The sequence below is a fragment of the uncultured Cellulomonas sp. genome, assembly GCF_947494015.1.
Lineage (GTDB): Bacteria > Actinomycetota > Actinomycetes > Actinomycetales > Cellulomonadaceae > Pengzhenrongella.
This window is the reverse complement of record NZ_CANLTL010000002.1, coordinates 114,652-136,523: the sequence shown is the minus strand read 5'-3', so window position 1 is coordinate 136,523 and position 21,872 is coordinate 114,652. Positions and strand designations below refer to the sequence as shown.

The following is a 21,872-nucleotide window of genomic DNA, read 5'->3' as shown; positions in this document are numbered from 1 at the left end:
TGACCGCGCCCGGGTAGCACGCCACGATGTCCGGACCGCTGACTTACGACGTCGTAAACTTCGGGCCACCGGACCCCGCCCACCGGCCCGACCCAGGTGACGGGAGATCATGGGCTCACAGGTCGGCACCACCGCCGGCAGCGATGCAGCCGGCGCGCCGTGGACCATGGCCGACATCGCCGCGGAGCTGGGCCTGTCCGTCGCCACCGTGTCCAAGGTCCTCAACGGTCGGCGTGACGTCGCCCCCGGCACCCGGGCGCGGGTCGAGGCCGCGATCGAGCAGCACCGGTACCGGCGCCCGCCCGGCCGGGCGGCCGCGCGCCCCGCGCTCCTCGAGCTGGTCCTGGACGCGTCCCACCTCGCCTGGTCCGTGCAGGTCCTCCAGGGCGTCCACGAGGTCGCGGCCCGAGCGCGGGTCGGCGTCGTGCTCTCCGACCTCGGCGGCGAGCACCGCCACGCCGAGGACTGGGTCGACGACGTGCTGGCTCGGCGTCCCCTCGGGGTGGTCCTCGTGCGGTCCGGGCTCGACGCGACGCAGCGCGGCCGGATCGAGTCGCGGGGCATCCCGGTGGTCCTGGTCGACATCGACGGCGAGGTCGCGACCGGTGTCCCGACCGTCGGGTCGGGGCACTGGGGCGGAGGACTGGCAGCGACGCGGCACCTGCTGGCCCTCGGGCACCGTCGCGTCGCGGCGGTCGCCGGACCGTCGGACGTGCTCGCGAGCCGGGCCCGGGTCGACGGCTACCGCACCGCGCTGGAGGGGGCGGGCCTGCCGGTCGTCCCGGCGCTGGTGCGGCACGGCGCCTTCTCGATCGACGCCGGCCACGCCCAGGCCCGGGACCTGCTGTCCCGGGCCGAGCCGCCCACCGCGATCGTCGCCGGCAGCGACCTGCAGGCCGTCGGCGTGCTGCGCGCCGCATCGGAGCGGGGCGTGCGGGTGCCGCAGGACCTGTCCCTGGTCGGCTACGACGACGTGCCGCTCGCGGCGTGGACGGACCCACCGCTCACGACCGTGCGGCAGCCGCTGCGGGCGATGGCGAGCACGGCGGCGCGCATGGTGCTGGACCTGGCGCAGGGCCGCACGCCCGAGCACCGTCGTGTCGACCTCGCCACCGAGCTCGTCGTGCGGGGCACCACCGCGCCGCCGTCCCCGGTGGGCCCTCGTGCTTCCGTGCCGCCGGAGCGGGCTGCGCCGGCCGGTCGGTCGCCCCGGGGGAGCGGACCACGGTCGCCCGGCGCGATCGGGTGCCGACGGGTCTGACGTCGTCGATGTCGATCGACCAGCGCGGTCGGGCCACCCGGCGGCGCGCCGCCAGGCCCGCCGGGGACGGGGTCAGCGGGTGCTCTCGCGCAGGACGAGGTGCGAGTTGACCGTCGTCGTCGCCTGCGAGCGCAGGTCCCCGGCGCCCGCGGTCCGGATGCGCCGCTCGAGCAGGTCCAGGACGAGCTCGGCGATGGCGTCGTTGCCCGGTTCCACCGACGACAGGCGGGGGATGAGGAAGTCCGCCTCCTCGCCGTTGTCGAACCCGATCACCTGGACCTCGCCGGGCACCTGCAGGCCGAGGTCGGCCAGGGCGCGCAGGGCGCCCATCGCGAGCGCGTCGGTGACGCAGAAGACGGCGTCGAACGCCACGCGCGCCTCGTGCAAGGCCGTCACGGCGCGGTAGCCCTCGTCCCACGAGTACGTCCGGACCTCAACCACGAGGCCCTCGTCGACCTGCAGGCCGCGGTCGCCGTGGGCCTGACGGAAGCCGCGGGTGCGCAGGGACGCCATGTCCTCGGTGTCCTCGTGCCGGCCGCCGACGATGACGACGTGCCGCGCGCCGGTGCCGAGCAGGTGGTTGGTCGCGTCCCGGCTGCCCCCGACGTTGTCCATCATCACGTGGTCGAACCTGCGCGGGACCGGGCTCTCCCCGAGGAAGACGACCGGCGTCTCGAAGCGCAGGGAGTCGAGATCCGTCGCGTCGAGCCGGACCAGGTTCACGATCGCCCCGTCGTACCGGCGCAGGTGGCCGAAGGAGATGGCCTCGAGCTCGCGTTCCCGGGTGCCGCCCGTCCGCTCCACCAGCAGGTGCCGGCCGCGGTCCTGCGCGGCGGCGGAGAGCCGGTTCGACAGGTGGGCGTAGTACGGGCTGTCCAGCTCGGGCAGGACGACGCCGATCGCGCCGGTCCGCCCCGTGCGCAGGCTGCGGGCGGTCGCGTTGACCTGGTAGCCCAGCTCGTCGATGGCGTGCAGGACGCGCATCCGGGTGTCGGCGCCGACGCCGGGCCGTCCGTTGATGACGTTGGACACCGTCATGGTCGACACCCCGGCGGCCCGTGCCACGTCGACCATCCTCACCATGGCGCGATCCTCCCATCCCGGCACGCCGCCGGACGACGCCGCCCTCGCCGGACCCCGCCGAGGACGCCGCCGCGACACCGCCCGCGTCCGGGTCAGAACCCGGACGCCGCCAGCCAGCCCAGGAAGGCGTCGAACCAGCGGTCCGAGCGGGTGCCGCGGGACTGCATCCCGAAGCCGTGGCCTCCGGTCGCGTAGGCGTGCGCCTCGACCGAGGCGCCGGCGCGCGACCACGCGCCCAGGATGCGGGTGCACGCGTCGACGACCGTCTCACCGAACTCGTCGTCGGTCGCCCAGGCCAGGAACATCGGCGGCGCCGGCTGCGGCACCGGGACGTCGCCCCACCACGCGGGGTAGACCGGCGCCAGGAAGGACGGCCGGTCGACGGCCGTCCCGTCGACCGTCGCGGCCAACGACACGAACGCCCCGGCGGAGAACCCGAGCATGCCCAGTCGCTGGGGATCGACCGCCCACTCGGCGGCGCGGTCGCGCACCAGCCGCAGGGCGGCCGTGGCGTCCGCCACGACGGTGGCCCGGTGCGCCCGCGAGACGGCGGCGAGGAAGTCACGGTCGGTGGCGATCCGGTGCGCCACCGCCGCGAACGCGTCCTCGGCGACCGGCGTCGGTGCGACCCGGTACCGCAGGACGAAGGCGGCGACGCCCTCGGCGGCGAGGCGCTCGGCGACCGTCGTGCCCTCGTTCTCGATCGCCAGGAAGTGCAGGGCGCCGCCCGGGGCGACGACGACGCCCGTGCCGGTGGCCCGACCGGCCGCGGGCAGGTACGGCGTGAGCGTCGGGACGGTGACGTTGCGCAGCAGGGGCTGGTCGTCGCCGGGGTCCCACGAGGCCGGCCCGACGATGGACCGGTCGTCCGCCGTGACGCCGCCGAGCGTGATCGGGTCGAGGTGCCGCACCCTCATGCGCGTCGCCCGGAGCCGCCGGTGGACTCGCGAGCCACGATGTGGAACGCGGCCTTGTGCAGCCGCGGGGTCTGCGGCGTGCGGGTGCCGGACTCGATGCGCTCGACGAGCATCGCGACCGCCGTCTCGGCGATCTCCTCCCGACCGGGGTCCACGCTGGACAGCGACGGGAGCGTGAACTGACCGTTGGCGATGTTGTCGAACCCGATGACCGCCACGTCGTCCGGCACCCGGCAGCCCGCCTCGCCGAGCGCGCGCAGGATCCCGATGCCGAGGGTGTCGTTGAGCGCGAAGATGCCGTCGAACTCCACGCCCGAGGCGAGCAGCTCCCGCGTGGCGTCGGCTCCGTTCTCCGGGTGCCACGGTGCGACGGCGCGCTCCAGTCCGGCGTCCAGGGGCAGGCCGGCCGCGACGAGGGCCTCACGGTAGCCCTGCACCCGCAGGTCGGACGGTCGCAGCTGGCCGGTGCGGTGGTCGGGGTGGGCGCCGACCACGGCGATCCGGCGACGTCCCAGGCCGAGCAGGTGCTCGACGGCGGCGCGGGCGCCTGCCACGTTGTGCATGGTGACGTGGTCGGTCGGGCCGCCGAAGATGCGCTCGCCCAGCATGACCAGCGGGTACTCCACGTCGTGGAGCAGGTCCCGGTCCTCGGTGCCCAGGCGCTCGGGGCTGAACAGCAGCCCGTCGGTCTGCCGGAGCCCGTGGGCGAGCACGTTCATCTCGTGCGCGCGGTCCGCGCCGGCCTGTCCCAGGATCACGCTGAGGTTGCGGGCCTCGGCGGCCGCGATCACCGCGTCCGCGAGCTCGGCGAAGTACGGCTGGCGCAGCTCCGGCACGGCGAGGCCGATGACGCCGGTCCGCCCCGAGCGCAGGCCCCGCGCCGACAGGTTGGGGCGGTACCCGAGCTCGTCGATGGCCTGCTGCACGCGCGCCCGCGTGGCCGGGTGGACGTGCGGGTGCGCGTTGACCACGTTCGACACCGTCTTGTTCGACACGCGGGCGAGGAGCGCCACATCGCGCATGGTCACACTCACGACGGCTGCTCCGCGCTCTTCGTCGCGCCGTCGACGCCCCGCGGGGCGCCCCGGCGCATGCTTGTCCCGGCGTCGCACCGGCGGCCCCCGCGGCTCCACGAGCCGGAGGATGCGCCCCGATCTGGCGAGGCCGGCGCAGGGCGCACTCTACAACGATGACCGGCGGCGGCGGAGGGCCCTCGCCGGGTTCGCGCGGGGTCCGCGCGGGGTCCGCGCAGGGGTCCCGCAGGGTTCCGCGCGGGGTCCGCGCAGGGTCTGCGCGGAGCCCGGGCAGGACCTGAGCCGGGCCGGCTCGGTGCACGCCGTGCGGTTCTTGACAGCCCGCACCGCGGAAGCAACACTGGCGGCCTTACAACGTCGTAATGAGCCAGGTCACAGATTTGTAACGTCACAGTCGACGTGCCACGTGACCGCGCCGGCACGGCGACGCCGCGGCGGGCGAGATCGGCCCACCGCACCGCAGGACACGGCCGTCGAGCGAGGGTGCACGACGGCCGACACGCCGAGGGAGCAGGAGAACCGAAGTGGCAGTGTCGCAACGGCTCGAGTCGCCGCCGAGCAGCAGGACCGGCAGGCGCCCGGTCAAGAACGTGCTGTACTCCCAGCGCCTGGCTCCGTACTTCTTCATCGCTCCGTTCGTCATCACGCTGCTCGCGTTCTGGGCCGTCCCGCTCGGCCGCACCTTCGTCATGAGCACGCAGGAGGTGCTGTTCGGCGAGTCCGCCTTCGTCGGGATGGAGAACTACGAGCGGCTCTGGCGCGACCGGATCTTCTGGCAGGCGCTCTTCAACAGCGCGCGGTACATGGTGCTCACCCTGCTGCTGCTGATCCCGGTGCCGCTGGTGCTGGCGGCCATCATCAACTCCAAGCTCGGCAGCGAGCGCGTGAAGAACGTGTTCAAGTCCTCGATGTTCGTGCCGGCGCTGACGTCCATCGTGGTCGCCGGCATCATCTTCCGGCTCATGTTCGCCGAGACCGGCACCGGACTGATCAACCAGACCATCGGGCTGTTCGGCGTGGACCCGGTCCGCTGGCTGCGCAACGACATCGGTGGCCTGACCGCGCTGCTCACCCTGGCGATGTGGCGCTACACCGGGGTCAACATCCTCTATTTCCTCGCGGGGATGCAGTCCATCCCGAAGGACTACTACGAGGCTGCGTCGATCGACGGCGCCGGTCGGGTGCAGCAGTTCTTCAAGATCACGCTGCCCAACCTCGGGCCGACGCTCGTCTACGTCACGACGATCAGCATCTACGGCGGCCTGGCGATGTTCCTCGAGAGCTTCATGCTCTACGCCGGCAACAACTCGCCGAACAACCAGGGGCTGACCGTGGTGGGCTACCTCTACCGCCAGGGGATCGAGGAGAACGACCTCGGGTTCGCCTCCGCCGTCGGCGTCGTCCTGCTGGTGGTGATCATGGCGATCAACCTCACCTACCTCGCTTTCACCGGCACCTTCAAGAAGGAGGACTCCCGATGAGCGCGCCGATGCGCACGACCACCGCCGTCACGGCGACGCAGGCCTCGACGCAGCCCCGGCGGCCCCGCCCCGAGGTGCGCTCCAAGCACGAGCTCCCGCGCGGGCTGTTCGCCGCCGTGCAGACCGGCTTCCTGGTGCTCATCACCCTCATCGTCCTGGCGCCGCTGGTGGCGATCTTCATCGCCACGTTCCAGGACGGCAACCAGATCATCCGCAACGGGCTCTCGCTCGACATCGAGCTGGGCGAGCTGTCGCTGGACAACTACGTGATGCTGTTCACCGACTCGGGCCTGTACTTCCGGTGGTTCCTGAACTCGGTCGTGCTGACCGCGGTGCAGGTGGCCGGCACGCTGCTGGTCAGCTCGTTCGTGGCCTACGGGTTCGCGATGTACGACTTCAAGGGCAAGAACTTCTGGTTCATCACGGTGCTGCTGCTCATGACCGTGCCCTTCGAGATCATGATGCTCCCGCTCTTCGTGATGGTGAACGACTTCGGGCTGGCGGACTCCTACTCCGTCGTCGTCTTCCCGTTCCTCGCGGCGTCGGTGACCATCTTCTTCTTCCGGCAGTACTTCCTGGGGATCCCGAAGGAGCTGCTGGAGGCCGGGCGGGTGGACGGTGTCACCGAGTTCGGGATCTTCTTCAAGATCGTGCTGCCCATCGCGCGTCCGGCGATAGCCGCGATGGCCATCCTCAACGGGATGATCATCTGGAACAACTTCCTGTGGCCGCTTCTGGTCCTGCGGTCCGCGGAGAAGTTCACCCTGCCGATCGGACTGAACACGCTGCTCACCCCGCACGCGAACAACTACGAGCTGCTCATCATCGGATCGCTGTTCTCCCTGCTGCCCGTCCTGGTCCTGTTCATCCTCTTCCAGCGATTCTTCGTCGCCGGGATGACGGCCGGGGCGCTCAAGGGCTGACCGACACCGCAACGCACAACGAAAGGCACATCATGGCTGGAACTCGAAAGCTCACCTCACTGGCCGCGGCAGGCGTCGCGAGTCTGCTCCTGCTCTCCGCGTGCGGCAGCGACGGCGACGGCGACGAGGGGGCGGCGCCCGCGGAGGAGGGCGGCACCACTCCCCTGGACATGTGGGTGTTCGCCGAGCTGCACGCCGACTACTACGAGCAGATGGCGGAGTCCTGGAACGAGGAGAACCCTGACCGCCCCGTCGACCTCAACGTGACGGTGTACCCGTACGACGACATGCACAACAAGCTGCAGCTCGCCGCCAACGCCGGCGAGGGGCTGCCCTGCGTGGTGGACATCGAGGTCAGCAAGTTCGGCAACTTCGTCACGGAGGACGGCCGGACGCCGCTGATGGACCTGGCGGACGCGGCCGAGCCGTACCAGGACGACATCGTCCAGGCGCGGATGGACCTGTACAACCGGGCGGGTGGCCAGTACGGCCTGCCGACGCACGTCGGCGCGTTCGTCGCCTTCTACAACACCGAGGCGCTCGACGCGGCCGGGGTCGACTACACGACCATCGAGACGTGGGACGACTTCCAGGCCGCCGGCACGGCGTACAACCAGGCGACCGGCAAGGCGTTCGGCGTGGCGAGCACGGGCGTCGACATGGTCGAGCCGCTCATCACGGCCCAGCTCGGCGGCAACTTCTTCGACGAGGACGGCAACGTCGCCGTGAACAGCCCCGAGGTCGTCCAGGCCCTCGAGATCGAGCAGGACATGCTCGACGCCGGCGCGATCTCCACCATCCCCGGTGGGAGCCCCGACTCCGAGGAGGCGTTCGGTGCCATCAACCGCGGTGACTACGCCGCGATCGTCTACCCCGCCTGGTACACGTCGCGGTTCGTCGACTACATGCCCGACCTCGCCGGCAAGGTCGCGATCGCCCCGGCCCCGGTGGTCGAGGGTGGCGAGGTCGCGACGATCGGCGGCGGTGGTACCGGCACCGCGGTGACCGAGGCCTGCGAGAGCAAGGAGCTGGCCGCGGAGTGGCTCGCCTACGCGAAGCTGTCGCCGGCGGCGAACGTCGCGGTCTGGGAGGTGCTCGGCTTCGACCCCGTCAACATGGCGGTGTGGGAGGACGAGGAGGTCACCAAGAACCCGGACAACAAGTTCAACCAGTACTTCGAGACGAACCTGTTCGACACGCTCAACACGGTGAAGGACGACATCGGCAACTTCGAGTCGTTCAGCAACCCGAACCTGCCGGCGGTCGACAACATCTTCACCACCGTCACGTGGACCGAGATCTTCGAGAACGGTGTGGAGCCGCAGGAGGCTCTCGACCAGGCACAGGCCGACCTGGAGAACCAGATCGGCGAGTAGTCCCACGGCTCCCGGGCGCCGGCCAGCGCCGGCGCCCGGGAGCCATGTCCGTCCCGCCCCACCTCCGTCATCCGGTCGCGATCCCCGCCGACCGAGCAGTCCCACCACATCTCCAGGAGCAGTCAATGCAGAGGGCCAAGCTGTCGATCGACCCGGCGTTCGTCGTGGCACCCGTGAACCGCCGAGTGTTCGGGTCGTTCGTCGAGCACATGGGCCGGTGCGTGTACGGCGGCATCTTCGAGCCGGGCCACCCGACCGCCGACGACGCGGGCCTGCGGGGTGACGTGCTGGCGCTGGTGCGCGAGCTGGGGGTGACGGCGGTGCGGTACCCCGGCGGCAACTTCGTCTCGGGGTACAAGTGGGAGGACGGCGTCGGGCCGGTCGAGGACCGCCCGACCCGGCTGGACCCGGCGTGGCGCACGATCGAGACCAACGCGTTCGGGCTCAACGAGTTCATGGAGTGGGCCACGAAGGCCGACATCGAGCCCATCATGGCGATGAACCTCGGGACGCGCGGGCTGCAGGAGGCGATCGACCTGCTGGAGTACGCCAACCACCCGCAGGGCACCGCGCTGTCGGACGCCCGGATCGAGCACGGGGCGAAGGAGCCGCACGACATCCGGATGTGGTGCCTGGGCAACGAGATGGACGGCCCGTGGCAGCTGGGTCACAAGACGGCCGAGGAGTACGGCCGGCTGGCGGCCGAGACCGCGCGGGCGATGCGCCAGTTCGACAAGGACCTCGAGCTCGTCGCGTGCGGCTCGTCGGGGCGCGCCATGCCGACGTTCGGGGCGTGGGAGGCGACCGTCCTGGAGCACACCTACGACGTCGTCGACCTCATCTCGGCGCACGCCTACTACGAGCTCGAGGGCGACGACGTCGCCAGCTTCCTGGCGTCGTCGGTCAACATGGACCTGTTCATCCGCGAGGTCGTCGCCACGGCCGACCACGTGGGCGCGAAGCTGTCCTCGGCGAAGAAGATCAACATCGCCTTCGACGAGTGGAACGTGTGGTACCTGCGCGAGCTGCAGCGCAGCGGGATGCCCGAGGACTGGACGGTGGCCCCGCGACTGAGCGAGGACGCCTACACCGTGCTGGACGCCGTCGTCGTCGGGTCGCTGCTCATCACCCTGCTCCGGCACAGCGACCGGGTCACGGCCGCCTGCCAGGCGCAGCTGGTCAACACGATCAGCTCCATCCGGGCCGAGCCGAACGGGCCGGCGTGGCGCCAGTCGATCTTCCACCCGTTCGCCCTGACCGCCCGGCACGCCCAGGGCCAGGTGCTGGACCTGCGGGTGGACGCGCCCACGCTGGACACCACCAAGCACGGCGCGGTGTCCCTGCTGGACTCCGTCGCGACCTACGACGCCGACGAGGGCACGCTGGCGGTGTTCGTGGTGAACCGCGACCCGGCCCAGCCGGTCGCCTTCTCGACCGACCTGCGTGCGTTCGGTGAGGTGACGCTCGGTGACGCGGTGATGGTCTGGGACGAGGACCTGTTCGCGGTCAACACCATGGACGACCCCGACCGCGTCGTCCCGCAGCCGCACCGCTCCGCCGAGGTCGTCGGGACGAGCCTGCAGGCCGAGCTGCCGCCGGCGTCGTGGAGCATGTTCGTCGTGCAGGTGTCCCGCTGAGGCCGGCCGGGGGGAGCGTCCCGGAGCCCACGGGTGACGGGTTCGGCTACCTCCTCGTGCACTTCGTCGAGGACCCGGACGGGTACGGGGAGCAGGTCTACTTCTCGCTCAGCGACGGGGACGACCCGTGCACGTGGGTCCGCCTCAACGCGGGCGAGCCGCTCCTGCGGTCCGCCCTCGGCACCACCGGGATCCGTGACCCGTACGTGGTGCGCGGCCCGGACGCCTGCTACATCGTGGCCACCGACCTGCGCATCTACGGCGGGGACGGTGCCGGGTGGGACGCCTGGACGCGCCACGGCAGCCGCAGCGTCGTGGTGTGGCGGTCGACCGACCTGGTCACCTGGTCCGACCCGTGGCAGCTCGAGGTCGCGCCGCCGGAGGCGGGCATGGCGTGGGCGCCCGAGGCCGTGTACGACCCCGACCGCGGCGAGTTCCTGCTGTTCTGGTCCTCGGCGCTGTACGGGCCGGACGACACCGAGCACCGGGGCGAGGCCTACAGCCGGGTGCTGGCGGCCTGGACCCCGGACTTCCGCCGGATCGGTCCGCCGCAGGTCCTCATCGACCGCGGCACGGACGTCATCGACACGACGGTCCTCGTCCAGGACGGGACCGTGCACCGCGTCTCCAAGCAGGAGTCCCACGGGCCCGACTCGGACCGGGTGTACCACGAGGTGGGGCCGGCGCTGCTGTCCGGCGGGTACCGCGCCGTGGCGAGGCGGATCGGTGCCGACGCGTACGGCAAGCTCGAGGGCCCTGTGCTCTTCAAGGCCCACCACGAGGACGTGTGGTACCTGTTCCTGGACCAGTACGAGCGGCGCCCGCAGGGCTACGTCGGCTTCCGGACGACCGACCTGGCCGGCGGCCGCTGGGAGCCGATCCCCGCGGACCGGTTCCTCATGCCGACCGACACCAAGCACGGTGGGGTGCTCCCGCTGCAAGGCGACGAGTGGTCGCGCCTGCACGCCGCCCTGTCCCGGTAGATCCCGCGGCGCGGTCGCCCGGACCTCCATCCGCTCCTCACGAAAGGCCTGCCCGCCATGACGGACCTCCACGTCGCGACCACCGGATCCGACGAGGCCGACGGCTCGGCGACGTCGCCGCTGCGCACCATCAACCGGGCGGCCGCGCTGGCGCGGCCCGGCGACACCGTGCACGTCCACGAGGGCGAGTACCGCGAGTGGGTCAGGCCGGCCCGGGGCGGCCTCAGCGACCACCGCCGCATCACCTACGCGGCGGTCCCGGGCGACCGGGTCGTGATCAAGGGGTCCGAGCGCATCACGGGCTGGACCCGGGAGTCCGGCACCGTGTGGGTCGCCGTCGTCCCCAACGCCATGTTCGGCGAGGTCAACCCGTTCGCCGAGGAGGTGCAGGGCGACTGGCTCATCGATCCCGTGGCCGCCGGCGCCCGCAGGCACCTCGGGGACGTCTACCTCGACGGCCGCAGCTTCTTCGAGGTCGACGACCGCCGGGCGGTGGACGACCCGCCGCGGCGCGCGGACGCCGTCGACGGCTGGACCGGCACGGTCGAGCCGTTCGCCGACGCGGACCAGACCCGCTACGTCTGGTACGCCGAGGTCGGCGGGTCCACGACGTCGATCTGGGCCAACTTCCACGACGCGGACCCGAACGCGGCGCTGGTCGAGATCAACGTGCGCCGGTCCGTCTTCATGCCGACCGAGCACCACGTCGACTACATCACCGTGCGCGGGTTCGAGATGGCGCACGCCGCCACCCCGTGGGCGCCGCCGACCGCGGACCAGCCCGGTCTGGTCGGGCCCAACTGGGCCAAGGGCTGGATCATCGAGGACAACGTCATCCACGACGCCAGGTGCTCGGCGATCTCGCTCGGCAAGGAGGCCTCCACCGGCCACAACCTGTCCACCGAGCGCGGGGACAAGCCCGGCTACCAGTACCAGCTGGAGTCCGTGTTCGCAGCCCGGCAGATCGGCTGGGACCGCGAGCACATCGGCTCGCACGTCGTGCGCCGCAACACGATCTACGACTGCGGTCAGAACGCCGTCGTCGGGCACCTCGGGGCCGTGTTCTCCACGATCGAGGACAACCACATCCACCACATCGCGACCAAGCGGGAGTTCTACGGGCACGAGATCGGCGGCATCAAGCTGCACGCGGCCATCGACGTGCAGATCGTGCACAACCGCATCCACGACTGCACGCTCGGGATCTGGCTCGACTGGCAGACCCAGGGCACGCGGGTGACCCGCAACCTGCTCTACGCCAACACCCGTGACCTGTTCGTCGAGGTCAGCCACGGCCCGTACGTGGTGGACCACAACGTCCTGGCCTCACCGGTCGCGCTGGAGGTCTTCAGCCAGGGTGGCGCCTTCGTGGACAACCTCGTCGCCGGGGCGGTGCGGCTGGAGCCGGTCGTCGACCGTGCCACCCCGTACCACCGCCCGCACAGCACGCAGATCAGCGGGTACGCCGTCGTCTACGGCGGCGACGACCGCTACATCGGCAACCTCTTCCTCGGGGGGGACGCCGACCTCGCGTTCGAGCCGGGCAGCACCGCGCACGGGCAGGCGACGTACGGCACCCACGGCTACGACGGTCACCCCGCCACCTTCGCCGACTACCTGGGCACGCTCGGGGAGAGCGAGGGGGACCACCGCCGCTTCCACACCCGCCGGCAGCCCGCGTACATCCACCACAACGCCTACGCCAACGGCGCCGCCCCGTACGAGCACGAGCAGCACGCGGTCGTCGTGGCCGGGCCGGTCCGGTTCGGGGTGACCGAGGACGGCGACGCGGTGCATGTGGAGACCGACCTGCCCGAGGAGGCCCTCGCCGCGCTCCGTGAGCCGGTGACGAGCGCCGACCTGCCGCCGGTGCGGTTCGTGGGTGCCGACTTCGAGGACCCGGACGGTCACCCGCTGCTGCTGGACACCGACCTGGTCGGCGAGCGCAAGGAGCCGGGCCGGGCGTACCCGCCGGGCCCCCTGGCGACGCTGCCGCGCGGAGCGGGGCGCATCCGGGTCTGGTGACGCCGCCGCGCCCGGGCGCACGCCCGGGCGCCGCTCGATGAGCCGCCCGTCGGCGCAGCGGGAGGAGGGGGCGGGCGTCGGCGACGGGTCAGCCGACGGCACCCGGCCGGAACGCCCGCCCGCCCCACAGCGCCAGGGCGAGGACGACGGCGCCCGCGGACGCCGCGACGAGCGGCACGACCTCGAGGGCCCCGGTCGCGTGCAGCGCCGAGCCGAGCGCGGACCCGGACACGATGCCGAGCTGGAAGACGATGCCGTGCAGCGCGAAGGCGGTCTCGGCCCGCGGCCCGCGCGCCCGCCGCAGCACCGCGAGCGCCGTGGAGACGACGAGCAGCGAGAACGTGCCGCCCCAGACGACCAGCGCGAGGACGCCGGACCAGCGCCCGCCGAGCTGACCGGCCAGCCACAGGCAGGCGAGCGCCGTGGTGAACACGGCGGCCCCCGCGCGCAGCCCGGACACGGGGTGCCGATCGGCGAGCCGTCCCGCCAGGGTGCTGCCCAGCACCGCGGCCGTCCCGTAGACGAGCAGCAGCACCGAGAACGCCCGGCCGGCCACGCCCAGCCGCTCGTCGGCGAACGGGGCGACGTAGGTGAACAGGCAGAAGTGCCCCGCGACCAGCACGGCGGTCAGCGCCATGACGACGGCCAGCGGGCGGGACCGCAGGGTCGCCACCAGCCCCGCATCGGCGCGCGACGACGACCCCGGCGGCGGCGGCAGCGGTGGCACCAGACGCGCGACGACGAGACTCAGCCCGAGGGCGACGACCGCGACCGCGGCCATCGCGACACGCCAGCCCGCGGCCTGCCCGAGCAGCGTGCCCAGCGGCGTGCCCAGCACGAGGGCGAGCGCGCCGCCGACCGCGACCCTGCTGCCCACCCGGCCCTGGATCTCCGGTCGCGCCAGACGCACCACGGCCGGCGTCGCCACCGCGAAGTACACCCCGTGGGTCAGGGCCGCGACGCCCCGGGCCGCCCCGAACACCCACAGGTTCGGGGCGGCCGCGGCGACGAGCTGGGTGACGCCGAACACCACGGCGCACACCACGAGCACCCACCGCCGGTCGAAGCGCGCCGCGAGCCGGGCCAGCGGCACCCCGGACGCGGCCGCGACGAGCGCGTACCAGCTCACCGTCAGACCGATCTGGCTGACCGTCGCGTCCAGACCCTGGGCGACGGCGCCGATCAGTCCCACCGGGAGCGTCTCGCCGGTCACCACGAGCAACGCGATCGCGGACACGCCGAGGGACGCCGCGGTCTCCTGCGCCCGGGTCAGGGGCGCGCGCGGGGGTGCCCCGACGGCCGTCGCCGTCCCCACCGGCGCACGGCCGGGACGGTGCGGCCCGCGGGCGAGGACGCCGGGGCGTCGGGCAGCCGACAACATCGGCCGCGGCCCCCGGCAACGATCCGGGCCGCGCCGGCGTTGTCATCGGCGAAGGGCGCGCGCTCTCGGCCTCGCCGAGCGGTCACCGCCGCGGCGCGCCCCTCCCTCGTCCTGACGTCGGCACGGAAGGTGGGCATGGACCGGCATCAACCGGTGGAGCTGGTGCGCGCGACGGCACCGGCCACCTCACCGACCGCGACGACCGGGTCCACCGCCCACGACGGCGGAGTCCGCGCGCCCGCGGCGCCGTCCGCACGCGCCCGGGTGCGGGCATCGCGACGGGGGCACCCGCCTCGCCCCTGGACGCTGGGGCTGGCGGTGGCCGGGGGCCTGCTGACCGACACGGCCTTCCCGGGCCGGTCGTGGTGGCCGATGGCCTACGTCGGCATCGCGATGCTCGTGGTGGCGCTGCGCCGCGACTCCGCCCGGTGGGGGTTCCTCGTGGGGCTGGCCTGGGGGCTCGGGTTCTTCCTGCCGCATCTGTGGTGGGCCGACGGCGCGGTCGGCCAGCCGATCGGGTGGGTCGCCCTGTCCGTGGCGCAGGCCGCGGCCGTCGGCCTGCTCGGTGCCGCGTGGGTGTGGGGCCGTCGCGTGCCGCCCGTGCGCCGCAGCCCGTGGCTGGGGGCGCTGGCGTTCGCGGTGCTGTGGGTCGCGGTCGAGCAGCTGCGCGCACGTGTGCCGTTCGGCGGGTTCCCGTGGGGGCGGCTGGCGTTCTCCCAGACCGACGCGCCGCTGCTCGCGCTCGCCCCGTTCGGCGGGACCACGCTGGTCAGCGGCGCCGTCGCGGTGGTGGGCGCGCTGCTGGCGACGGCGCTGGGCGACGTCGGGCGTCGCCGGGCCGCGGGTGCGGTCGCCGTCGCGGCCGTCGTGGCCCTCGGTCCGGCGCTCGTGCCGCTGCCGACCCGGGCCGAGGCGGGCACGCTGCGGGTCGGCGCCGTGCAGGGCAACGTCCCGGCGCGGGGCGCCGAGGCGATGTCGCAGGCCCGCGCGGTGGCGCAGAACCACGCCGACGGCACCGCCGCGCTGCTGGACCGGGTCGACCCCGGCGACCTGGACCTGGTGCTGTGGCCGGAGAGCGCGTCGGACGTCGACCCCCGCACCGACGACGACGTGCGGGCGGTGGTGGACGGCGCCGCGGAAGCGATCGGCGCGCCCGTCCTGCTGGGCACGCAGCGCTTCTTCCCCGAGGTGCGGTTCAACGACTACATCCTGTGGCAGGCGGGGGAGGGCAGCGCGGCGGCGTACACCAAGCAGCACCCGGTCCCGTTCGGCGAGTACGTCCCCTACCGCGACGTGTTCCGGGCCATCACCCCGCTCGTGGACCTCATCGGCCGGGACATGGCCGCGGGGACCGAGGTCGCGCTGCTGCCCGTCCCGGTCGAGCGGCTGGGTCGTCCGGTGCCGCTGACGACGGCGATCTGCTTCGAGGTGGTCTACGACGACCTGATCCGCGAGTCCGTCGTCGCCGGTGGCGAGCTCGTGGTGATCCCCACGAACAACGCGTCGTTCGGGCTCACCCAGGAGTCCACCCAACAGCTCGCGATGTCCCGGTTCCGCGCCGCCGAGCACGGTCGGGCGGTCGTGCAGATCTCCACGGTCGGGGTCAGCGGCATGGTCGCGCCGGACGGCGAGGTGCTGGACCGCACCGGCCTGTTCACCGCGGAGCAGATGGTCCAGGAGCTCCCGCTGCGCACGTCGCTCACCGTCGCGGACCGGCTGGGCGGCTGGCCCGCGACCGTGGTCGACGCCGCCGCGCTCGCCCTGCTGGCCGCGGGGCTGTGGGCCGGTCGCCGGCGCGGACGCGGGCTCACCCGATGACGCGGGCTCACCCGCTGACGCCGGCCGGCGGGTCGGCGTCAGCGGCCGGTCCGCTGCCGGTCAGCCGAAGTTGACGATCAGCCACTCTCCGTCGATCTTCTCCAGCGCGACGGCGACCGGGGTGGAGTCCTCCAGGGCGATGCGGACCTGAGCGGCCGTGCCGTCGTCGTCGACGACCGACTCCTCGACCTCCCAGGTCGACTCGTCCTCCTGCGTCCACAGGCCGGTGACCACCTCGAGGCTCTCGGTGCAGTCGGCGGCGTTGCCGGCGAACTGACCCTCGACGTCGACCAGCTCGCACGCGTCCTCGACGTCGCCCTCGTTGAACTCCTCGAGGAACTCCACCGCGACGTCCTCCGGCGCGTCACCGCCGACCGAGACGCCACCGGGGATGAGGCTGGTCGGCGAGCACGCCGTCAGGGCGGCCACGGCCGAGAGTGCGAGGGCAGCGGCGCCGGTGCGGCGGGTCAGGGTGCGGGACATCGGGTCGTCCTCCGAGGTGTGCGTGCGAGCGAGCGGGTGGGACGTGGTGCCGGCGCCTACGCGAGCCGGCCCTGGACGTCGGGGGCGGGGAACAGCGCCCACACGTGCTTGGTCGTCCGGGACGTGTACCAGCCGACGTCCAGTGCGATGCGCCGGGCGATCTGCAGGCCGAAGCCGCCCAGGCCCGGCGCGCGGGTGCCCGCGATCCGCGGCGCCGTGCGCAGGTCGTGGTCGGCGACGTCGAGCAGGAAGGTCTCCTGGTTGCGGGACAGCTGCACGATGGTGGGCGGGATGCCGTGCCGCAGCGCGTTCGTGGCGAGCTCGGAGGCGACCAGCACCATCTGGTCCGCGACCGTGCCGAGCTCGGGCTCGGGGTCGGCGCCGGCGGCGAGCTCGCGCCGCAGCGCCGATCGCAGCGCCGCCAGCTCCTGCACGGTGTTCAGCGCCCAGGTGCGCACGGCCGCGAAGTTGGCGGGCGGGCGGCTGCTGGCCAGGCCCTCGTCCGTGTCCGCGGGGCTGTCCGGGTCGTTCGGCGAGCCGTCGTCCGCGCCGCGGTCGTCGACCTGTCCGGGGCCGTGCACGTGCAAGGACGCCTCCGAGTCTCGCTGGGGTGCCCGCGGGCGATGGCCCCTGCACGCTAGCCGGGGATCGGTGGCGCGGCGACCGGGCGACCGTCGCCGGCGCTGCGCGCCACGGGTGCGACGCGACCGCCGTCAGGGCCGTCAGAACAGCGGCCAGGGGACGGCCGGCATGTCACCCTCGGGGGCCGGGAAGCGGCCCTCGCCGACCAGCCGGTCGCAGCGGGCCGCCAGCGCCGCGAGCTCCTCGTCGCTGACCAGCTCCGCCAGGCGGCGGCCGAGGTCCCGGGCCAGCCCCTCGCGCACCCGGTGCACGCCCGCGAGCTCGTCGGGGTCCAGGTCCTCCCCGAGCCAGCCCCACAGCACGGTGCGCAGCTTGGGCTCGACGTGGAAGGTGACCCCGTGGTCCACCCCGAGCCGGCGGCCGTCCGGCATGGCCAGCACGTGGCCGCCCTTGCGGTCGGCGTTGTTCACGACGGCGTCGAGCACGGCCATCCGCCGCAGCGCGGCGGAGTCCTCGTGCACGAGCGTCACGGGCCGCCCCCGCTCGTCGCTGCCCTCGACGACCGTGCGCCACCCGGGCCTGGGCAGCGCCCGGCTCGGGACGACGTCGACCGGGTCGCTCGCGGGGTCCGGCTCCTGCCACAGCTGGACCATGCCGGGACCGAGCGGGCCCTCGCGCAGCCACGTGCGCGGCACGACACCCCAGCCGGTGGCCTCGGACACGAGGTAGGTCGCGACCTCGCGCTGCGCCAGGGTGCCGTCCGGGAAGTCCCACAGCGGCCGCTCGCCGGCCACCGGCTTGTAGACGACCGCGACCTCGTCGATCGTGCCGACGAAGGTCGCGTTGGAGGCGACCGTGACCCGGCCGACCAGGGTCAGCTCGCCGCCGTCGAGGTCGACCTGCGGGACGTCCGGGTCGGTCACCGGTCGCCGGTGGTCGTCACAGCTCGTCGGGCGGCGCGCACACGTGGCCGTCCTCGTCGACCGGGCGGCCGCACATCGGGCAGGCCGGCCGGCCGGCGCCGACCACGCGTCGGGTGCGCTCGATGAACGCCCGTGCGGTGCCGACCGGCATCCGGACCAGCAGCATCTCGCTGGGCTCGGCCGACTCCGGGTCGGCCAGCACGTCGTCCGGGTCGGGGTCGTCCTGGTCGTCGGGCGCGTACGGGTACGCCTCGATGATGACCTGCGAGGTGGTGGGGTCCCAGCCCAGCCGGATCAGCCCGGTGCGGAACTGCTCCTCGACGGGCTGGTCCAGCGGGTCGTCGTCGACCAGCTCGGCCGGGGTCTCGGTGGGCACGCTGATGCCCGCCCCCGCGGAGACCAGCTCGCCCAGGAGCGCGTCGACCTTCTCGGCCAGCAGCGCCGACTGCTCCTTCTCCAGTGCGACGCTCGCCGTCCGGTTGCCGGTGCGCGCCTGCAGGTAGAAGGTCCGGGACCCGGGGCGGCCGACGGTGCCGACGACGACGCGGTCCGGCCAGTCGAACTCGTGGACGAGAGTGGGCATGCCGCCCACTCTAGGAGCGTGCGGCGTCGTCGTCGTGGGCGACGGGCCGCGGCCCCGCGCCGCCCCCGACGGCGGCGTCCCCCACGGGGCCGGCGGAGCGCAGCCAGGTGAGGTCGCCGGGGTCCAGGTTCGTCGCGACCACGTCCGGTCGGCTGGACCCGTACCGGACGATCGAGATGGAGGCGGGGCCCACGGTGATGCGCTGGAACAGGTCCAGGTGCATGCCCAGCGCGTCGGCCAGGACCGACTTGATGACGTCGCCGTGGCTCACCGCCGCCCACACCGCACCGGCCCCGTGGGCCGCCTCGAACGCCGCGTCGTGCCGACGGACCGCGGCGGCCGCCCGGGCCTGCATGGCCGCCAGCGACTCCCCGCCGGGGAACGTGGCCGCGGACGGCTGGTTCTGGACCACCGACCACAGCGGCTCCCCGGCGAGCTCGCCCAGCGCGCGTCCCTGCCACTGCCCGTAGTCGCACTCCGTCAGCGCGCGGTCGACCTGCATCGGCGGAGCGGTGGCCTGGCGGTCCAGGACGACGCGGGACGTCTGCCGGCACCGCTCGAGCGGGCTGGACACCAGCCCGACCAGCGGCACGACGGCGAGCCGCTCGGCCGTGCGGGTCGCCTGCTCACGGCCCACGCCGTCGAGCCGGACCCCGGGGGAGCGGCCGGCGAGGATGCCGCCGGCGTTGGCGGTCGTGCGACCGTGCCGGACGAGGATGACGGTGGCCATGCCCCGAGCCTAGGCATGCCGCCGCACCGGCCGGCCGCCGGGACGACGACCCGGGCTCGGGGCGGGCCACACCGACCGGCTGCCGCCGCGGGCGGGGCGCGTCGGCGTCCACGTCCCTAGGCTCGTCGTCATGGTCGCCCAGGACGAGGAAGCCCGTGCGTTCGCCCGCTCGTTCCGGCAGTTCCTGGAGTGGGTGCACACGGACGCGGCGGGGTCACCGCGTCAGCACCCGGTGGTCGCCCGGATCGGGGCGCACCTGGGCGCGGGCGGGCTCGAGCGATCCATCGTCACGCGTGAGCTGCCGCTGTTCGAGCACGTCAACGTCCAGGTGGCGCTGGACCGGTGGATGGCCGCACCGGGGCGCACCGTGGACGTCGAGGGGGTGGCGCTGCCGGCGAACTTCGGGCCGGTGGAGCTGAACCAGCTGCTGCACGGCGAGCACCTGCCCCCGGTGCGGCTCTCGGCCCCCGACCTCATCGACCTGCCGTCCGGGCCGGGGCAGACCACCGCGTGCCTGCGCAGCGCGCTGCTGCTCGTGACCGACGACCGCGGGCGCTACGTGCTGTTCGTCCGTGGTCCCCAGCGGCACCACGAGCCGCTGGTGACGCTCGAGGTGGCCGGCCTCGTGACGGCCGACGCCCAGGCCCTGATGGCCGAGCTCGACGAGCTGCGCCACCGCCACAACGTCTACCGCGGCAAGCTCCTGGAGCTGGCCGGTGCGGAGCTGGGTGGTGGGGCGGTCGGGTTCCCGGTCCTGCCGAGCACGGCCCGCGAGGACGTCGTGCTCCCCGAGGCCGTGCTGCACCGGGTGGAGCGCCACACCCTGCACGTGGCCGCCCAGCGCGAGGCGCTGCTCGCGGCGGGGCAGCACCTCAAGCGCGGGCTGCTGCTGTACGGCCCGCCCGGGACCGGCAAGACGCACACCACCCGGTACGTCGTCCAGCACGTCCCCGGCTCCACCGTGCTGATGCTGTCCGGACGGTCCCTGCACCTGATCGGCCTGGTCACGCAGATGGCACGCGAGCTCGCCCCCTCGGTCGTGGTGCTCGAGGACGTCGACCTGGTGGCCGAGGACCGCGGGCACGGGCCCGGCGCGAACCCCGTCCTGTTCGAGCTGCTGGACGCCATGGACGGCGCCGCCGCCGACGCCGACCTGCTGTTCCTGCTCACCACCAACCGGGCGGACCTGCTCGAGCCCGCACTGGCCGCTCGTCCCGGGCGGGTGGACGTGGCCATCGAGATCGGTCTGCCCGACGCCGACGCGCGCGAGCGCCTGCTCGAGGTCTACACCCGCGGCGTGCCGCTGGAGCTGGGGGCGTCCGACGTGGCGGAGGTGGTGCGCCGCACCGAGGGGGTGACGGCGTCGTTCATCAAGGAGCTCGTCCGTCGCGCCGTGCTGGAGGCGCTCGGCGACCACGGGGGCGTGCTCGGTCGCGTGACGCCCGCTCACGTGGGGGTGGCCCTGGACGACCTGCTCGACAGCGCCCAGGGGGTGACGCGGGCGCTGCTCGGCGTGCCGGCCGACCCGGCGGGCGCGCCGGCCGGAGCCGCGGACCAGTCCGTCCAGCGCGGCGGGCACGGCGGTGCGGGGTGGCTGGCCGCTCCCGACGAGGATGCGTCCGGCTCGCCCGTCGGCGCGACGGGCTAGCCCGCGACCGGGGGTGTGCCGGTCACCCGATCCTGTGCCACCGCCCTTCGGAGACCACCTCGGCGTGGCCGTCGACGACGGTGATCGCCGTCTGCTCGTCGATGGCGTAGGCCGGGGCGCCGAGGTCGGCGGCCCACCCGTCGGACCGCGTCGGAACTCATCGCGGCCCGGCACGCAGCCGGTGCGACGTGCCCGCGTCGGCGCTGCGCCGACGCGGGCGCTGTGGCAGCGTCGGAGCATGACGGCGGACGGACGACCCACCGGACGGCGATGATGGCCGGCTCCCGCGTCCTGTGGGTCACCGGCGCCGGCAGCGGCATGGGTCGCTCGGCCGCGGTCGCCGCGGCGGCCGACCGTCGGGTCGCGCTCAGCGGACGGCGTGTGGACGCGTTGCAGGAGACCGCAGCGCTGGTCGAGAGCGCCGGTGGCCAGGCCCTGGTCCTGCCGCTCGACGCTCGCGACGGTGACGCCCTCGCGCACGCGCACGACGCGATCTCGTCCGCCTGGGGACGCGTGGACGACCTCGTGCTGTCGGCCGGCCTCAACACCCCGCGACGGACCTGGGCGGACCAGTCGATGACCGAGGTCGAGGCCGTCGTCGCCACCAACCTCACGGCGGTCGTGCGAGCGGTGGACACGGTGCTGGCCGACCTGAGGGCCTCGGGCGGACAGGTCGTCGTGATCTCGTCCCTGTCCGCATGGCGCTTCACGCCGTACGCGGGCGTCGCCTACAGCGCGAGCAAGAGCGCCCTGCGCGCGGTGTGCCAGACGCTGAACGCACAGGAGGCCCGGCACGGCGTGCGGGCATGCCATCTGTGCCCCGGCGACGTGGACACCGAGTTCCTGGACCTGCGCCCGACCGTCCCGGACGACACTGCACGCTCGACGATGCTGCGTCCCGACGACGTCGGTCGAGCTGTGCGGTTCGTCCTGGAGTCCCCGCCCTGGGTCCGCGTCGACGAGCTCGTGATCAGTCCCGTGTCCCCGGCCTGACGGCTGATGGC

The 21,872-nt window shown here is 73.6% G+C and carries 19 protein-coding genes and 1 pseudogene; 10 read left to right on the top strand and 10 right to left on the bottom strand.

Going from position 1 to position 21,872, the window contains the following annotated elements; translation table 11 throughout:
- Window positions 1-109: 109 nt before the first annotated feature.
- Window positions 110-1,261, top strand: coding sequence for a LacI family DNA-binding transcriptional regulator (locus Q0840_RS02490; protein ID WP_298455849.1), 1,152 nt, complete (start codon window positions 110-112; stop codon window positions 1,259-1,261).
- A gap of 72 nt (window positions 1,262-1,333) precedes the next feature.
- Here Q0840_RS02490 and Q0840_RS02485 read toward each other — a convergent pair whose 3' ends face one another.
- From Q0840_RS02485 to Q0840_RS02475, 3 genes are all read right to left on the bottom strand, one after another.
- Window positions 1,334-2,344, bottom strand: coding sequence for a LacI family DNA-binding transcriptional regulator (locus tag Q0840_RS02485; protein ID WP_298455846.1), 1,011 nt, complete (start codon window positions 2,342-2,344; stop codon window positions 1,334-1,336).
- Between the two features lie 92 nt (window positions 2,345-2,436).
- A complete protein-coding gene (locus Q0840_RS02480; protein ID WP_298455841.1) occupies window positions 2,437-3,261 on the bottom strand; it encodes an alpha/beta hydrolase in 825 nt (274 codons plus the stop codon).
- Window positions 3,258-4,295, bottom strand: a complete 1,038-nt coding sequence (locus tag Q0840_RS02475; protein ID WP_298455839.1) for a LacI family DNA-binding transcriptional regulator — start codon at window positions 4,293-4,295, stop codon at window positions 3,258-3,260. Before Q0840_RS02475 ends, Q0840_RS02480 begins: the two co-directional genes overlap by 4 nt.
- A 524-nt stretch (window positions 4,296-4,819) precedes the next feature.
- On the opposite strand from Q0840_RS02475, the gene Q0840_RS02470 reads away from it, so the two are divergent.
- The 6 genes from Q0840_RS02470 to Q0840_RS02445 all read left to right on the top strand — a co-directional run bounded on the left by Q0840_RS02470 (window position 4,820) and on the right by Q0840_RS02445 (window position 12,720).
- Complete coding sequence (locus Q0840_RS02470; protein ID WP_298455835.1) at window positions 4,820-5,776, top strand: carbohydrate ABC transporter permease; 957 nt, start codon at window positions 4,820-4,822, stop codon at window positions 5,774-5,776.
- A complete protein-coding gene (locus Q0840_RS02465; protein WP_298455833.1) occupies window positions 5,773-6,699 on the top strand; it encodes a carbohydrate ABC transporter permease in 927 nt (308 codons plus the stop codon). Before Q0840_RS02470 ends, Q0840_RS02465 begins: the two co-directional genes overlap by 4 nt.
- Before the next feature lie 32 nt (window positions 6,700-6,731).
- Complete coding sequence (locus Q0840_RS02460) at window positions 6,732-8,075, top strand: ABC transporter substrate-binding protein (RefSeq protein ID WP_298455831.1); 1,344 nt, start codon at window positions 6,732-6,734, stop codon at window positions 8,073-8,075.
- A 125-nt stretch (window positions 8,076-8,200) separates the two neighbouring features.
- The gene (locus tag Q0840_RS02455) at window positions 8,201-9,712 is read left to right on the top strand and encodes an alpha-N-arabinofuranosidase (protein WP_298455829.1); all 1,512 of its coding nucleotides are present in this window, start codon (window positions 8,201-8,203) and stop codon (window positions 9,710-9,712) included.
- A gap of 56 nt (window positions 9,713-9,768) precedes the next feature.
- Window positions 9,769-10,695: a glycoside hydrolase family 43 protein gene (locus Q0840_RS02450; RefSeq protein ID WP_298455826.1), complete on the top strand. Its 927-nt coding sequence runs from the start codon at window positions 9,769-9,771 to the stop codon at window positions 10,693-10,695.
- Window positions 10,696-10,752: 57 nt separating this feature from the next.
- A complete protein-coding gene (locus Q0840_RS02445; protein WP_298455823.1) occupies window positions 10,753-12,720 on the top strand; it encodes a right-handed parallel beta-helix repeat-containing protein in 1,968 nt (655 codons plus the stop codon).
- A gap of 88 nt (window positions 12,721-12,808) precedes the next feature.
- Here the strand turns inward: Q0840_RS02445 and Q0840_RS02440 are convergent, their stop codons facing one another.
- A complete protein-coding gene (locus Q0840_RS02440; protein WP_298455820.1) occupies window positions 12,809-14,035 on the bottom strand; it encodes an MFS transporter in 1,227 nt (408 codons plus the stop codon).
- Window positions 14,036-14,236: 201 nt separating this feature from the next.
- On the opposite strand from Q0840_RS02440, the gene lnt reads away from it, so the two are divergent.
- Entirely contained in the window at window positions 14,237-15,919 is a 1,683-nt protein-coding gene (gene lnt / locus Q0840_RS02435; protein WP_298455817.1) for an apolipoprotein N-acyltransferase, read from the top strand.
- Between the two features lie 60 nt (window positions 15,920-15,979).
- On the opposite strand, the gene Q0840_RS02430 is transcribed toward lnt, so the two are convergent.
- The 5 genes from Q0840_RS02430 to Q0840_RS02410 form a co-directional block, all read right to left on the bottom strand.
- Entirely contained in the window at window positions 15,980-16,402 is a 423-nt protein-coding gene (locus Q0840_RS02430; RefSeq protein WP_298455815.1) for a hypothetical protein, read from the bottom strand.
- A gap of 56 nt (window positions 16,403-16,458) precedes the next feature.
- The gene (locus tag Q0840_RS02425; RefSeq protein ID WP_298455812.1) at window positions 16,459-16,983 is read right to left on the bottom strand and encodes an ATP-binding protein; all 525 of its coding nucleotides are present in this window, start codon (window positions 16,981-16,983) and stop codon (window positions 16,459-16,461) included.
- Between the two features lie 141 nt (window positions 16,984-17,124).
- Window positions 17,125-17,907, bottom strand: a complete 783-nt coding sequence (locus Q0840_RS02420) for an SCO1664 family protein (RefSeq protein WP_298455810.1) — start codon at window positions 17,905-17,907, stop codon at window positions 17,125-17,127.
- Window positions 17,908-17,923: 16 nt separating this feature from the next.
- Window positions 17,924-18,490 carry a DUF3090 family protein gene (locus tag Q0840_RS02415; RefSeq protein WP_298455807.1) on the bottom strand — a complete coding sequence of 189 codons (567 nt, stop codon included), beginning with the start codon at window positions 18,488-18,490 and terminating at the stop codon, window positions 17,924-17,926.
- A gap of 10 nt (window positions 18,491-18,500) precedes the next feature.
- The gene (locus Q0840_RS02410) at window positions 18,501-19,220 is read right to left on the bottom strand and encodes an MSMEG_4193 family putative phosphomutase (protein ID WP_298455805.1); all 720 of its coding nucleotides are present in this window, start codon (window positions 19,218-19,220) and stop codon (window positions 18,501-18,503) included.
- Between the two features lie 130 nt (window positions 19,221-19,350).
- On the opposite strand from Q0840_RS02410, the gene Q0840_RS02405 reads away from it, so the two are divergent.
- The gene (locus Q0840_RS02405) at window positions 19,351-20,868 is read left to right on the top strand and encodes an ATP-binding protein (protein WP_298455802.1); all 1,518 of its coding nucleotides are present in this window, start codon (window positions 19,351-19,353) and stop codon (window positions 20,866-20,868) included.
- Between the two features lie 22 nt (window positions 20,869-20,890).
- Here Q0840_RS02405 and Q0840_RS02400 read toward each other — a convergent pair.
- A pseudogene (locus tag Q0840_RS02400) lies at window positions 20,891-21,004 on the bottom strand (peptidase E); the annotation flags it as partial.
- A 137-nt stretch (window positions 21,005-21,141) separates the two neighbouring features.
- Between Q0840_RS02400 and Q0840_RS02395 the strand changes: the two are divergent.
- Entirely contained in the window at window positions 21,142-21,861 is a 720-nt protein-coding gene (locus Q0840_RS02395; protein WP_298455799.1) for an SDR family oxidoreductase, read from the top strand.
- The last annotated feature ends 11 nt before the right edge of the window (window positions 21,862-21,872 follow it).